The organism is Pseudomonas sp. CDFA 610 (assembly GCF_021147865.1).
GTDB classification, from domain to species: Bacteria; Pseudomonadota; Gammaproteobacteria; order Pseudomonadales; family Pseudomonadaceae; genus Aquipseudomonas; species Aquipseudomonas alliivorans.
The window spans coordinates 235431-249565 of record NZ_JAGTPM010000005.1 but is presented as its reverse complement, the minus strand read 5'-3'; the positions used below and the strand labels follow the sequence as shown (position 1 = coordinate 249565).

Annotated in this window: 12 protein-coding genes; 6 read left to right on the top strand and 6 right to left on the bottom strand. The window is 58.8% G+C overall.

Annotated features, from left to right (window positions below; translation table 11 throughout):
- Positions 1–5 precede the first annotated feature (5 nt).
- From KDX39_RS11165 to KDX39_RS11150, 4 genes are all read left to right on the top strand, one after another.
- Complete coding sequence (locus tag KDX39_RS11165; RefSeq protein ID WP_231660417.1) at positions 6–725, top strand: TerC family protein; 720 nt, start codon at positions 6–8, stop codon at positions 723–725.
- A gap of 215 nt (positions 726–940) precedes the next feature.
- The gene (locus KDX39_RS11160; protein ID WP_058430465.1) at positions 941–2593 is read left to right on the top strand and encodes a Na/Pi cotransporter family protein; all 1653 of its coding nucleotides are present in this window, start codon (positions 941–943) and stop codon (positions 2591–2593) included.
- A gap of 57 nt (positions 2594–2650) precedes the next feature.
- Positions 2651–4030, top strand: coding sequence for a M16 family metallopeptidase (locus tag KDX39_RS11155; protein WP_231660416.1), 1380 nt, complete (start codon positions 2651–2653; stop codon positions 4028–4030).
- Between the two features lie 99 nt (positions 4031–4129).
- On the top strand, positions 4130–5311 hold the full coding sequence (locus KDX39_RS11150; protein ID WP_231660415.1) for a DUF5924 family protein: 1182 nt from the start codon (positions 4130–4132) through the stop codon (positions 5309–5311).
- Between the two features lie 4 nt (positions 5312–5315).
- On the opposite strand, the gene KDX39_RS11145 is transcribed toward KDX39_RS11150, so the two are convergent.
- The 6 genes from KDX39_RS11145 to KDX39_RS11120 form a co-directional block, all read right to left on the bottom strand.
- Entirely contained in the window at positions 5316–6557 is a 1242-nt protein-coding gene (locus KDX39_RS11145; RefSeq protein ID WP_231660414.1) for a nucleoside recognition domain-containing protein, read from the bottom strand.
- Positions 6558–6757: 200 nt separating this feature from the next.
- Positions 6758–8089: a glutamate/aspartate:proton symporter GltP gene (gltP, locus tag KDX39_RS11140; RefSeq protein WP_231660413.1), complete on the bottom strand. Its 1332-nt coding sequence runs from the start codon at positions 8087–8089 to the stop codon at positions 6758–6760.
- A 633-nt stretch (positions 8090–8722) separates the two neighbouring features.
- A complete protein-coding gene (locus tag KDX39_RS11135; RefSeq protein ID WP_231660412.1) occupies positions 8723–9187 on the bottom strand; it encodes an inhibitor of vertebrate lysozyme family protein in 465 nt (154 codons plus the stop codon).
- 2 nt (positions 9188–9189) lie between these two features.
- Complete coding sequence (locus tag KDX39_RS11130) at positions 9190–9354, bottom strand: DUF1328 domain-containing protein (protein WP_002555679.1); 165 nt, start codon at positions 9352–9354, stop codon at positions 9190–9192.
- A gap of 59 nt (positions 9355–9413) precedes the next feature.
- Positions 9414–9698, bottom strand: a complete 285-nt coding sequence (locus KDX39_RS11125; protein WP_231660411.1) for a hypothetical protein — start codon at positions 9696–9698, stop codon at positions 9414–9416.
- Between the two features lie 231 nt (positions 9699–9929).
- A complete protein-coding gene (locus tag KDX39_RS11120; protein ID WP_231660410.1) occupies positions 9930–10775 on the bottom strand; it encodes a BON domain-containing protein in 846 nt (281 codons plus the stop codon).
- 197 nt (positions 10776–10972) lie between these two features.
- On the opposite strand from KDX39_RS11120, the gene algB reads away from it, so the two are divergent.
- Entirely contained in the window at positions 10973–12319 is a 1347-nt protein-coding gene (gene algB / locus KDX39_RS11115) for a sigma-54-dependent response regulator transcription factor AlgB (protein WP_025996454.1), read from the top strand.
- Positions 12320–12329: 10 nt separating this feature from the next.
- Positions 12330–14117 carry a KinB sensor domain-containing domain gene (locus KDX39_RS11110; RefSeq protein WP_231660409.1) on the top strand — a complete coding sequence of 596 codons (1788 nt, stop codon included), beginning with the start codon at positions 12330–12332 and terminating at the stop codon, positions 14115–14117.
- Positions 14118–14135: the final 18 nt, after the last annotated feature.

The following is a 14135-nucleotide window of genomic DNA, read 5'->3' as shown; positions in this document are numbered from 1 at the left end:
CCTCTATGGAATGGCTGACCAACCCCGAGATCTGGGCTGCATTTTTTACCCTCACTGCCCTGGAAATCGTTCTGGGCATCGACAACATCATCATGATTTCCATCCTCGTCGGGCACATGCCCGAGGCGATGCAGCCACGCACCCGGATCGTCGGGCTGGCGCTGGCGATGGTGACGCGGATCCTGCTGTTGCTCTCCATCACCTGGGTCATGCGCCTGACCAGCGATCTGTTTTCGGTGATGGGCAAAGGCTTTTCCGGGCGTGATCTGATTCTGTTTTTCGGCGGGCTGTTCCTGCTCTGGAAAAGCTCGCAGGAGATCTATCACGGGCTGGAAGGTGAAGAAGAGAGCGCACAGCCAAAGGGCGGCAACGGGCAGTTCTTCTACACCATCATTCAGATCGCCATTCTCGACATCGTTTTCTCACTGGACTCGGTCATCACCGCCGTAGGCATGGTGTCCGATATCCCGGTCATGATTGCGGCCATCGTAACGGCAGTACTGATCATGATGCTGTGCTCCGGTGCCATCAGCGACTTCATCAACCGACATCCGTCGTTGAAGATGCTCGCACTGTCCTTTCTGATCCTGGTCGGCACTGTCCTGATCGCAGACGCGTTCGACGTGCACGTGCCCAAGGGCTATGTGTACTTCGCGATGGCGTTTTCGCTGGTGGTGGAGACCATCAACATCAGAATGCGTATGGCACGGGCGGTAAAGAAGTGATTCCGCTGGGTACGCGATGCCTGATCGTGATGAACGACCAGTAAGGATGTGATTTATGACACTTTTATTTCAATGAAACCAAGCCTGTGCGATGCTGGCGCCAAGGCCCAAGGCCGACTAAAGCTTAGTAGAGCGTTACAAAACACTTCCCCGCTCGCTACACGCTGCACCTTTCAATCCAATGCCTGTATGGGCAAACCTCAGGGGCTATCAGTATGCTGACCCTGCTCGATTTGCTATCCGCCGTAGCCCTGCTGATCTGGGGCACGCACATCGTGCGCACTGGCATCCTTCGTGTTTATGGCGCGCAATTGCGGCGCGTACTCAGCCAGAACATGTCCAAACGTCCGCTGGCCTTCATCGCCGGTATTCTCGTGACCGCCATGGTGCAGAGCAGCAATGCCACGGCAATGCTGGTGACCTCGTTCGTGGGCCAGGGTCTGATGACGCTGACACCCGCGCTGGTCATCATGCTCGGTGCCGATGTGGGTACGGCGCTTATGTCGCGGGTGCTGACCTTCGATCTATCCTGGCTGTCGCCGCTGCTGATTTTCCTCGGCGTGGTGTTCTTTCTATCGCGCAAGCAGACCCGAGCGGGGCAACTGGGTCGCGTCGGTATCGGCCTGGGCCTGATCGTGCTGGCGCTGCAATTGATTGTCGAGGCGGCCGCACCGATCACTCAGGCGGCCGGCGTGAAGGTGTTGTTCGCTTCATTGACGGGCGACCTGCTCCTGGATGCGCTGGTCGGTGCGATGTTTGCCCTGATCTCGTACTCAAGCCTTGCGGCCGTACTGCTGACCGCCACCCTGGCGGGCGCAGAAATCATCGGGTTGCCCGTGGCCATCGGGCTGGTGATCGGTGCCAACATCGGCAGCGGCCTGTTGGCGTTCCTGAGCACCAGCATGCAGAACGTGGCAGGTCGACAGGTTGCGCTGGGCAGTCTGCTGTACAAGCTGCTGGGCCTGCTGCTGATCATTCCGGTGCTCGATCCTCTGGTCGCCTGGATCGACACGCTGGGCTTCAGCCCTCAGGAACTGGTCATTGGCTTCCACCTGATCTACAACACCGCGCGCTGCCTGATCATGCTGCCCACCGTCGGCCCGATGGCACGCCTGTGCACCGCGTTGCTGCCACAGCAGAACGAAGTCGGCGGCCTGGCCAAACCGCGCCATCTGGACCTTACGGCACTGGCAACACCCAGCCTTGCGCTGGCCAATGCCGTACGTGAAACCCTGCGCATGGGTGATCTGATTGAAAGCATGCTTGGCTCGATGCTGGCCGTGCTGCGCGGGACACAGACTGCCGTCACGCAGGAAGTGCGGCGTCTCAACGATGATGTGGAAGCGCTCTACAACGCGATCAAACTTTATCTGGCGCAAATGCCGCGCGAAGAGCTGGGCGAGCACGATAATCGTCGCTGGGCAGAGATCATCGAGCTGACAATCAACCTGGAACTGGCCGCCGGTCTGATCGAGCGTATGCTGCGCAAGATCCAGCAACAGAAGACCTCGCAGCGTCGCTCGTTCTCGGAAGTCGGGTTGGAAGAGTTGGCCGACCTGCATATCCAGCTGCAGTCGAACCTGCGCCTGGGGCTGTCGGTATTTCTCAGCGGCGACGAAGAAAGCGCTCGCCAACTGTTGCGTGAAAAGCGGCGTTTTCGGGCGCAGGAACGGCGCCTGGCGCATGCTCATGTCAGTCGTTTGCAGCGTAAAGTCGTGCAAAGCATCGAGACCAGCTCGCTGCACCTGGAGCTGATCGCCGACATGAAGCGCCTCAATTCACTGTTCTGCAGCAGCGCCTACGCGGTACTGGAAACCTCCGATACCGGCGCGCTTGCCAGCGAGACCGCGGTGGAACAATCGTTATGAACGTAAGGGGAGTGTCGAAGTCTGTTAAACATACCGGCCCGCAAGGAAAGCTGCTTTATGCGTTGCCTGCTGTTCGCATGTCTGTTTCTCGTCACACTCCCTTCGTTCGCCCTTGACCGCCTCAAGGTCGAGGGCTATCTGCTGCCCAATGGTCTGCAAGTTCTTCTGAAACCCGGCTACGAAAAGGGCCACGTCGCTATCCGTCTGGTGGTGGGCATCGGCTTCGACGACTTTCAGTGCCAGGACAAGGAACTGCCGCACCTGCTGGAACATCTGCTGTTCAGCGGTATCGACGACACTGGCGAAGGTGGTCTTGAAGAGCGCATGCAGGCGCTCGGAGGCGAGTGGAATGCATTCACCAGCAACACCGACACAACCTTCGTGCTCGAAGCGCCCGCACGCAATCAGCGCAAGGTGCTGGACCTGTTGCTGGACATCATGACCAAGACCGAGCTGACTCAGGATCGGCTGGACAATGTGAAACGCATCGTCGAGCGTGAGGACGGCGGGCATTTCTCCCACTTGCAACGCCTGCTTGACCATCGAGGTTCAAGCCGCGGAGCCAGTAGCCAACTGGCAACAGAGCTGGGGCTCAAATGCGCTGAACGTCCCGAGGTGGACAATATCGGGCTGGAACACATCGAAGACGTTTTCTCCAACTGGTACGCGCCCAACAACATGACGCTGATCGTCGTCGGCGATCTCGACAAGCTACTGCCTGCCTACCTTGAACGGACGTACGGCAAGCTGGCCCCGACCGATCCTATCGATCACCCGCCACTGGCCGAGAGCAACGGTTCTGCCGAGCCGCGGCGCGAACTGGAGCGTGGCGGACTTGGGGATAACGCCAGGCTGCATCTGTTCTACACCGAACCCGAACTCGACGATCAGCACGATGAGACCTGGGATCTGGTCAAGGCCTACCTCGACTGGTCGCTCTACACCGAGCTGCGCCTCAAGCACGGCCTGTCCTACGGCCCTTCGGCCGAGCGCGAAGTGTTCGGCGACGTTGGTTTTCTCAGTCTGAATGCTGACGTCGAACGCGAAGACGCCGATGAAGCCGAGCGGGAAATGCGTGCGCTGGTCGAGCGGCTGCAGAAGGACGGCATGCAGGCTGAAACCTTTGCGCGCCTGCAGGACGCCGCCGTCGCGCGTCAGGCCTGGGCCGTTCAGGGTAATAGCGCGCTGGCTGATTATTACTGGGGCGCGATCAACGATTATGAGGACGGACGCTTTGTCGACCCTGCCAAACGCATCAAAGCTGTGAGCCTGGAAACCGCCAATAGAGCCATGCGCCAATTGTTGGCCCAGCCGGGCTATATGCGCATCGAAAAACCGCTGCTCAGCTACGACGGCCTGTACTGGGTGATTGCCGCATTGCTGGGCTTGATCGTTCTCCTGCTGGCGCTCTGGCGCTGGCGGGCGCGGCGCAAATAAGAGCTGAACCGGTGCACTGCACCTCTTTCCACAGGGACCCGCGCTGCATTGTTATGCTGCGCGGGTTTTTGATCGCTTTGAACCGAGTGAACCGCCCAGATGCCTGACCTGAACCGCTTTGTGACACCCGTGCTCAACCTGATGCAACGCTATCCGGGGCTTATTGCGGCTTTTGGTTTTGTCTCCGGTATTGCCAGTTTCATTTTGGTGGATCGCCAGGAAGGTCTGGCCACCTGGATCGCAGTGGTCATGCTGATCAGCTGGCTGTGGCTGATGGTCGAGAACACCATGGTCGGGATGCTCAACAAGGCGATCGGTCGGGAGATTCCCCAGGGATTGCTGCGTTACGGCACGCAGATGATCCACCAGGAAAGCCTGTTCTTTGTCCTGCCATTCTTTTTCATCACCACGACATGGAACAGCGGTCAGGCCGTGTTCACGGCCCTGCTTGGCGCCGCAGGGCTGATCTCGATCATCGATCCGCTGTACTACAAATGGCTCGCGCCACGCCGCTGGCTGTTCATGGCCCTGCACACCCTGACGCTGTTCGCGGCGCTGCTCACAGCACTGCCCATCATTGTGCACCTGACCACCGCCGAGAGTTACAAACTGGCGCTGGGCGTCGCGATGCTGCTGTCGTTTCCAAGCCTGGCGTCGAGCTTCCCGCTGACCAACTGGCGCAATGCGTTGATGGTTATCACGATGATCGTTGTGGCAGGCGGCGCGGGCTGGCTGCTGCGCTCCTGGGTACCGCCTGCGACCCTGTGGCTGACCGAAGTGGCCGTCAGTCCTGACTTCGATAACAAAAACCGCACGCCGGGTGACAGCATCCGCCAGATCAGTGCCAGTCAACTGCGCAGCGGCGGCCTGTATGCGTACACCGCGATCAACGCGCCACGGGGTCTTGAGGAGCGCATTTATCACGTGTGGCGACATAACGGTAAAGAGATGGACCGGATCGCCCTGGACATCCATGGCGGACGCAAGGAGGGCTACCGCGCCTGGACTCATAAGCAGAACTTCCCGCAGGACGTGGTCGGGCGCTGGCAGGTAAGGGTGCTCACAGAAGACGGTCAGATGATCGGTGTGCTGCGTTTCAACGTAACCGAAGCCGACGAGCCTGCCGTCAAACGTCCGACAGGCAGGATCATCAAACTCAAGCCGGGTGGCGATACGGGCGAAGAGGCCGCACCGGAATCGACACCTGAAAAGTCCGAACCCGCTCAGCCGGAACAGGAGGCGCCAGCGGCTGAAGCGGCGCCAGAGGCGCCCGCTCAATAACCCTTCAGGTGGCGGTGGCGCCGAAGAACCAGTAGCAGACGAAGATGGCCGCCACCACACCTGCGAACTCGGCGAACAGCGCACAACCCACGGCATGACGGGCGCGCTGAATACCGACAGCGCCAAAGTACACCGCCAGCACGTAGAACGTGGTTTCGGTACTGCCCTGAATCGTCGCAGCGGCGAGCGCGGCGAAACTGTCCACACCCTGAGTCTGCATCGTCTCGATCAGCAAGGCCCGCGCGGCACTGCCGGAGAAGGGTTTGACCATTGCGGTCGGCAGCGCATCGACGAAGCGGGTGTCCCAGCCCAGCCACTCGACCATGTGCCTGATGCCTTCCAGACCGAAGTCCAGCGCACCTGAGGCACGCAACACACCGACGGCGCAAAGCATTGCCACCAAATATGGAAGCAGGCTCTTGGCGACGTCGAAGCCTTCCTTCGCGCCTTCGACAAAGGCCTCATACACCTGCACCTTGCGCAACGAGCCGATGATCAGAAACATCATAATCAGGCCAAACAGCGTGAGATTACCCAAAATCGATGAAAGACCTGCCAGCGCAGTGGCCGACAGCGTCGCCAGAAAGGCCATGAAGCCACCGAGCAACAGCGCACCGGGAATCAGATAGGCCAGTACCACCGGATCCCACAGACGCAGACGCTGCATGAAGGCAACCGACAGCAGGCCAACGATCGTAGAGGCGCTGGTGGCCAGCAGGATCGGCAGGAACACCAGCGTAGGGTCGGCAGCGCCTTGCTGGGCGCGGTACATGAAGATCGTCACCGGCAGCAGGGTCAGGGACGAGGCGTTCAATACCAGAAACAGAATCTGCGCGTTGCTGGCGGTGTCCTTGCTGGGGTTGAGCTCCTGCAAGGAACGCATGGCCTTGAGGCCGATGGGCGTGGCGGCGTTATCCAGCCCGAGTGCATTGGCAGCGAAATTGAGGGTAATCAGACCCAGCGCAGGATGGCCGGGCGGCACTTCCGGCATCAGCCGCAGAAACAACGGCCCGAGGACTTTTGCCAGCCAGTCAACGATCCCGGCCTTCTCGGCAATGCGCAGAAAGCCCAGCCAGAGGGTGAGGGTGCCGAACAACAGCACCATGACCTCCACCGACAGCTTGGCCATGGCAAAGATGCTTTCGACCATCGCCGCAAAGATGCCTGCGTTGCCGCCAACCAGCCACTGCGCCATCGCGGAAATCGCCGCCACGACAAAAAAACCAAGCCACAGGCCATTGAGCATTGAATAAGTCCCTCACAAGATGCGGGGATAATAACGGCGGGGTGGACTGGAGGGAAATCGGAGGTTGTATCCATGGCGCTACGCGTCACACGCGGGGCCTTCCGGGCGGCGTTACCACGCAACGCTGGGAACGATCATCAACCATCGGTAGAAACACAAAACCCCGGAAATCCGGGGTTTTGTGTTGTGCGACTCAGCAATCACTCGGCAGCAGGATTGCCCAGCGGGACCGGTTCCTTGCTGCGCCAGTGCGGCAGGGAATTCCAGTAGGCCTGCCCCTTGGCGTCGTCGTACATGCCTTCCCAGCGCGAGATGACCAGCACGGCCAAAGCGTTGCCGATCACGTTAAGAGCGGTGCGCGCCATGTCCATGATGCGGTCGACACCGGCAATGAACGCCAGGCCTTCCAGCGGAATGCCTGCGCTGCCCAGCGTGGCAAGCAGCACCACGAAGGACACGCCCGGCACGCCGGCAATACCCTTGGACGTCACCATCAGGGTCAGGACCAACATCAGTTGCGCGCCGACCGAAAGGTCGATGCCGTAAAGCTGTGCAATGAAGATTGCCGCGATGCTCTGATACAGCGTCGAGCCGTCGAGGTTGAAGGAGTAGCCGGTCGGTACCACGAAGCTGCAGATCGCTTTTGGCGCGCCGTAGGCTTCCATCTTCTGGATGACACGTGGCAATACGGTCTCGGAACTGGCGGTGGAATAGGCCAGGATCAGTTCATCCTTGAAAATACGCATCAGTTTGATGACCGAGAAGCCGAAAGCGCGGGCGATCAGACCCAGTACCACGAAGGCGAAGAAGGCGATGGCCACGTAAACCAGAATCACCAGTTTGGCCAGCGGCAGTAGCGACGCAAAACCGAAGTTGGCGACAGTCACGGCGATCAGTGCGAAAACGCCGATCGGCGCGTAGTTCATGATCATGTGCGTGACCTTGAACATGGTTTCCGACACGCCCTGGAACATCTTGACCAGTGGATCACGCACATCAGCCTGCAGGCTGGAAAGACCCAGACCGAACAGCACCGAGAAGAAAATGATCGGCAGCATTTCGCCACGCGCCATGGCAGCAAAGATGTTGGATGGAATCAGATTGAGGATCGTCGCGATGAACGCGTGATCGTGCTGAACCTCGGCGGTGGTCTGCTGATATTTGGAGATATCGACCGTGCCCAGCGTACTCATGTCGATGCCCGTGCCGGGGTGGAAGACGTTGGCCAGGACCAGACCCACCAGAATCGCGATGGTTGTGACCACCTCGAAATAAATAATGGTCTTGAGGCCGATGCGTCCCAGCTTCTTGGCATCGCCTACGCCTGCAATGCCCACGACGAGCGAGGCGACGACGATAGGGATGACGATCATCTTGATCAGGCGAATGAAGATATCGCCCGCCGGCTGCAGGATATTGGTGATCCACCAGGCCTTCTCGGCGCTGAAGTGATTGAGCAGTGCGCCAACAGCGATACCCAGCGCCAGACCGATCAGGATCTGCCAGGCCAGACTCAGCTTTGCCTTCTTCATATTATTACCCTTGTTGAAAGTGGCTTGGGCAACTCCAAAACCGACACGCTGAAAAGGGCTTTTTCCTCAGCCTTTTCAAGGGGCGGATACCTTTGGACTGTCCACAGAAGGTCACCGCAGTCGAGCATCCCGGCTCTATAGCAGGCGAAAAAAGTCGCAACTATTCCCACGACATGGATCCACGTCTAATGCCGTAAGCGACTACCTCATGCGCAATCGGCATACGAAAACGACAAAAAGGGTTGATTTACGACATTACGGATGCCGCTATTTGGCGCAAAGGTGGCTAAAACGTCGCCTACGTTGTAAAGAGGGTCGAACCATCGGGAAGGGCGTTTTGCGGGGCTGGAACGATGTTGTTACAGATTTAACAGATATACGGTTGTCTGAGATTGAACTAAACGGAAAATACGTAAAGCGCCGCACGAGTAAGGCAGTTCCCGCCCGACGAAATCGATGCATGGAACCGTCCACTGTGCGGCAGCCTGCCTGACCCGGCCCTGAACGGAGGTACTCCCTGTACCCCTAGGTCGCGCCGATCATCTCAATCAACACAACCCGGCCCCCTGGTCATGCGCGTACCTTCCTCAGGTCGCGCAATAAGGAAGAGCCATCAAGCTCTTCCCCTCTGGATCAATACCAGTTTGGATCCTTGCGCAATTGCTCGTTGAGCAGCTGCTGCATGCCTTCGTCAGGCTTGCCCAGATACCGGTAGGTGGCATGACGCGTTGGCGACTTGTCCGCTGGCAGACCGGCGGGCACCTCAACCAACATTGCGTACGCATTTTCCTTATCGAGACTGAAAGCCACGATCAGGCGCTTGCTCTTGCACGTATCGGCGGTCTCGCAGAGCGGACCCACCAGATACGGATCACCATTCTCGGTGACTGCCGTCATCTGCTCGGACGTGCCAGAAAGATTGATCACCCAGTCGGGCAGCCTCTCTTCCTTCTTCACGACCTTCGCCCAGGTCTGACGGTATTCGGGTGCCGAAGACAGCAACTCGTTTACACGCGCCTGACCGTCATTGGCGGCCATTACCACAGCACTGCCGCCCATCAACAGGGCGGCAGCCAGCGTACGGAGCGACGTATGCATCGTTAGCCTCGACCGCGACGACCGAAGAAGAACGAAACAACGAACATCACCAGGAAGACGACGAACAGGATCTTGGCGATGCCTGTAGCGGTGCCGGCGATACCACCGAAGCCAAGTACTGCGGCGACAATGGCGATGATCAGAAACGTGATAGCCCAACTCAACATGGTGATACTCCTTTTTTACAACTGTTTAAATGTAATGAGTGCAGTCATTTCAGGTCGGGTCAGAAGACCCATTTTTGCTGCGGCGCTACGTCATTCGAAGAGATCACACCCTCTACAGGGCGCAGGCTCAGCGCAGCGTCCTGAGCGGCCGGAGCACTGACGCTCCGGTAAGCAACACTGCTGTGAATGATTTGCTGTCTGGTTTCAGTCGCTTCGTTGGCCTGAGACCAACGCTGGAACTGCTGAATGGCAATGAGGGTGACGAGCAGAGCAAGAAGCAGAAACAGGCCTTGCTGTACGTGCAGAGGGGATATACGCAACTGTGCGATACGCTGGCTGTTCATCCGCAAACTCCCTCCGCCCCTTGGGCATTCGATCAATCGTGTGGGCCGCTGTGCCGACCTTCGTTGAAAGGGATATTGCAGACTGCATGCCAGTTTTCAGAATCAAAATAAATTCAGTAAAATCAACAACTTAAAAGATTACCGAAAGAGGGTCTGCGAGCAAGCTGCACGATTGCACCTTCGCAATCGTGCGTTCTGCACGAAGCGCAGCGACTGCTGCGTCGCTGATTATCAACCTGCGCTACGCGCCATGACTTTCAAGGCATCGGCGTTTACGCCTTTCACGCCTCGAATGTTGCGTGCAATCTCAACCGCGAGTTCCTTTTCCGCGAAGTTGGCAACCACGCCGTTGAGCGTTACCAAACCGTCCTTGGTATCGACCTTGATGTTCAGGCCGTCGAGGTTGCGGCTGTAGATGAGGCTGGATTTAACCTTGCTGGTGACCCAGGCATCGCTCAGCTGCTCTACAGGGTTGAGGTTCTGCGGCTGAGTCTTGGCTGCGATGGAATCCGCCGCACTCAGACTGATGAGGTTATTGACGCTGACCACGCCATCCGTATTGCTGGCGAGGCTGCCTGCAAGCTCCTTGGCTTCCGGGCTCTGCGCACGCCCCTTGAGCGTGACCACACCATCCTTGCTGTCCACGTCGATGTTCAAAGCCTCGGTCACGCTGCTCCACAGCAGCTTGGACTTCACGGTTGCCACCAGTGTGGCGTCTTCGAAGCGCTGAGCCATGTTGGCTTTGGTGCCGGGTTCACTGGCAACGGCTGCGTCGATTTCCAGCTGGTTATCAACCTTGTCGATACCTTTGATGTCCAGCGCAATACGCTCGGCCAGTTCGCGGTCGACTTCGTTCTCGACCTTGCCCTTGAGAGTCGCCGTGCCTTGCGCCACATCCACATCGATCTTGAAAGGGCTCAGGTGTTTGTTCAACGCAAAGGCGGTCCAGATCGAACCTTCCTGGCGCGCTTCAGCCAACTGGGTGGGCAGGTCGCCTTGAGCATGCGCGAGCAATGGGCCGCTGCCCAGAACCGCAGCGGTCGCCGTAATCAACGCGATCTTTTTCAGTGAGTGCATGGCGTTCTCCTTCTGAGGTTGGCGTTTGGTCTTTGAACAGACGGTTTTAGCGACATAAACACGGATTAATCAGTCTGTTCGCCATTAAATGAACAGACCGCTAGCATGCATGCGGCAGAATCAATCAGAATTGACCATGCAACTTGCCCGATGATTCCGAGACTAACCAAGACAATTCACTAAGGAGCGTAGGAAAAATGGAAGCAGCCACTGAGAATCAGGGCCGTATTCTGCTCGTGGACGATGAGTCCGCCATCCTCCGCACTTTCCGGTACTGTCTGGAAGACGAAGGCTACAGTGTTGCCACTGCCAACAGCGCAGCACAGGCGGACACGTTGATGCAACGCCAGGTATTTGACCTGTGCTTTCTCGATTTGCGCCTGGGCGAAGACAATGGCCTGGACGTGCTGGCACAGATGCGGGTTCAGGCTCCGTGGATGCGCGTGGTCATTGTGACTGCCCATTCTGCGGTGGACACGGCGGTCGATGCCATTCAGGCCGGCGCAGCCGATTACCTGGTCAAACCCTGCAGCCCTGACCAGTTGCGACTGGCGACCGCCAAACAGTTGGAGGTCCGGCAGTTGTCGGCCCGACTGGAAGCGCTGGAAGGGGAGATCCGCAAACCCAAGGACGGCCTGGATTCCCACAGCCCTTCGATGATGGCGATTCTGGAAACAGCCCGTCAGGTGGCCGTGACCGACGCCAACATTCTGATCCTGGGCGAATCAGGCACCGGTAAGGGTGAACTGGCACGCGCGATTCACGGCTGGAGCAAGCGAGCCAAGAAGTCCTGCGTGACCATCAACTGCCCGTCGCTCACTGCCGAGCTGATGGAGAGCGAATTGTTCGGCCACAGCCGCGGGGCCTTTACCGGCGCCAGTGAGAGCACGCTCGGCCGTGTCAACCAGGCGGATGGCGGTACTCTGTTTCTTGACGAGATCGGCGATTTTCCGTTGACGTTGCAACCCAAGTTGCTGCGATTCATTCAGGACAAGGAATACGAACGCGTTGGCGATCCAGTCACTCGTCGTGCCGACGTGCGCATCCTCGCCGCCACCAACCTGAACCTGGAAGACATGGTACGCAGCGGCCGTTTCCGTGAAGACCTGCTCTATCGCTTGAACGTCATCACCCTGCATCTGCCCGCCTTGCGCGAGCGCAGCGAGGATATCTTGACCCTGGCGGACCGTTTTCTGGCCCGCTTCGTCAAGGAATACGCGCGCCCGGCACGCGGTTTCAGCGAAGAGGCGCGGGCGGCACTGCTCAATTACCGCTGGCCAGGCAACATCCGCGAACTGCGCAACGTCATTGAACGAGCCAGCATCATCTGTCCCCAGGAACGGGTTGAAATCAGCCATCTGGGCATGGCCGAGCAGCCTGCCAACAACGCGCCTCGCGTCGGTGCGGCGTTGAGCCTGGATGAGCTGGAAAAAGCCCACATCGGCGCCGTACTGGCGACCAGCGACACACTTGATCAAGCAGCGAAGACATTGGGTATCGATGCCTCGACGCTGTATCGAAAACGCAAACAGTACAACCTGTGATTGAGCGCATATGAAACTGGCCATGAAGTTGCGCACTCGACTGTTCCTGAGTATTTCGGCCCTCATCACCGTGGCTCTGCTGGGTTTGTTGCTGGGTCTGGTCAGCGTCATGCAGATGGCCAGAACTCAGGAATCGCTGATCCAGCACAACTTCGCCATTCTCGATACCGGGCTGAAACTGCGGCAAAATCTGGGCGACCAGTTGGCATTGATGACTGGCTCGCGGCATGACGACGCTGAGCTGGAGAGAGCCCAGGAAGCGTTCAAGCATCTGTTGAATCAAAGCGCGGCCAGTGACAACCGGTCGACGACCCTGGGCACATTCGAAAGCACCCGGGACGACTATCAGCGGTTCATCGATGACTGGAAACGCCTTGGCGATGACCCGCGTGGCATACGCGGCAACCCCGAGCTCAGCGCCAGCTTCGACAAATTGCGCAATGGCTTGCTGGCCATTCATCGGCAGGCGCTGGAAAGCATCAGCAATGCCGAGATCAACTCACGGGAACGCGCGCTCTGGATAGCGGGCCTTCTGGGGCTGGTCGGGCTGGCCGTGCTCTGCATCGGTTTCGTGACGGCACACGGCATCGCCCGGCGTTTCGGCGCGCCCATCGAAGCACTGGCCAAAGCCGCCGATAACATCGGGCAGGGCAACTATGAGGTCACGCTGCCCATCTCTTCCGCGGCTGAGATGAATCTGCTGACCCGACGCTTCGGCATCATGGCCGAGGCGTTGCGCCAACATCAGGCGACCAATGTCGATGAGCTGCTGGCCGGCCAACAGCGCTTGCAGGCGGTACTGGACAGCATCGATGACGGCCTGCTGATGATCGACCGGCAGGGCCGCCTCGAACACCTGAACCCCGTGGCTCAGCGTCAGCTTGGCTGGGACGAGAGTCGACTGGGACAAGGCCTCGGTGAAGCGTTGGGCCATCCCGAGCTGGACGGGCAGCTGCACCTGATTCTGCGTGGCGGCAGTCTGGAGCGCGCCCCGGAAGACCTCGCCATCGAGATCGACAGTGAATCGCGCCTGCTGACCTACAGCATGACGCCGGTAAGCCACACCAAAGGACATATCCTTGGCGCGGTGATGGTCCTGCACGACGTCACCGAGCAGCGCGCCTTCGAGCGCGTGCGCAGTGAATTCGTGCTGCGCGCTTCGCACGAGCTGCGTACGCCGGTCACGGGCATGCACATGGCGTTTGGTCTGCTGCAGGAAAGGCTGCATTTCGCGCCCGAATCCCGTGAAGCGGATCTGCTCAATACGGTCACCGAAGAAATGCAGCGCCTGATGCAACTGATCAACGACCTGCTCAACTTCTCGCGCTACCAGAACGGCCTGCAGAAACTCAAGCTGGCGCCTTGCTCGATCGAAGCGCTGCTGGAAGAGGCCAAGGCACGGTTTGAAGAGCAGGCTCAAGAGCAGGGCATCATGCTGATGCTGGATATTCACGAAACGCTGCCGCGCTTGCACGCCGATCAGGCCCAGCTGGAGCGGGTACTGGATAACCTCCTCGACAACGCCCTGCGTCACACGCCGGAAAACGGCCTGATCCGCCTGCAGGCCAGACGTCATGGCGAGCGTGCGGTCATCAGCGTGGAAGACAACGGCGAAGGCATTGCCTACGGCCAGCAAGCAAGGATCTTCGAGCCCTTCGTGCAGGTCGGACGCAAGAAAGGCGGAGCCGGGCTCGGGCTGGCATTGTGCAAGGAAATCGTCCAGCTGCATGGCGGACGAATGGGTGTTTATTCCAGACCGGGGCAGGTCACACAGTTTTACATGGCGCTGCCGCTTTAACGGCAAAATCCACACACC

Excerpts from the sequence above, each read along its gene's own strand:
- KDX39_RS11165 (WP_231660417.1), top strand. The coding sequence starts at position 6 with ATGGAATGGCTGACCAACCCCGAGATCTGGGCTGCATTTTTTACCCTC.
- KDX39_RS11160 (WP_058430465.1), top strand. The coding sequence starts at position 941 with ATGCTGACCCTGCTCGATTTGCTATCCGCCGTAGCCCTGCTGATCTGG.
- KDX39_RS11155 (WP_231660416.1), top strand. The coding sequence starts at position 2,651 with ATGCGTTGCCTGCTGTTCGCATGTCTGTTTCTCGTCACACTCCCTTCG.
- KDX39_RS11150 (WP_231660415.1), top strand. The coding sequence starts at position 4,130 with ATGCCTGACCTGAACCGCTTTGTGACACCCGTGCTCAACCTGATGCAA.
- KDX39_RS11145 (WP_231660414.1), bottom strand. The coding sequence starts at position 6,557 with ATGCTCAATGGCCTGTGGCTTGGTTTTTTTGTCGTGGCGGCGATTTCC.
- gltP (WP_231660413.1), bottom strand. The coding sequence starts at position 8,089 with ATGAAGAAGGCAAAGCTGAGTCTGGCCTGGCAGATCCTGATCGGTCTG.
- KDX39_RS11135 (WP_231660412.1), bottom strand. The coding sequence starts at position 9,187 with ATGCATACGTCGCTCCGTACGCTGGCTGCCGCCCTGTTGATGGGCGGC.
- KDX39_RS11130 (WP_002555679.1), bottom strand. The coding sequence starts at position 9,354 with ATGTTGAGTTGGGCTATCACGTTTCTGATCATCGCCATTGTCGCCGCA.
- KDX39_RS11125 (WP_231660411.1), bottom strand. The coding sequence starts at position 9,698 with ATGAACAGCCAGCGTATCGCACAGTTGCGTATATCCCCTCTGCACGTA.
- KDX39_RS11120 (WP_231660410.1), bottom strand. The coding sequence starts at position 10,775 with ATGCACTCACTGAAAAAGATCGCGTTGATTACGGCGACCGCTGCGGTT.
- algB (WP_025996454.1), top strand. The coding sequence starts at position 10,973 with ATGGAAGCAGCCACTGAGAATCAGGGCCGTATTCTGCTCGTGGACGAT.
- KDX39_RS11110 (WP_231660409.1), top strand. The coding sequence starts at position 12,330 with ATGAAACTGGCCATGAAGTTGCGCACTCGACTGTTCCTGAGTATTTCG.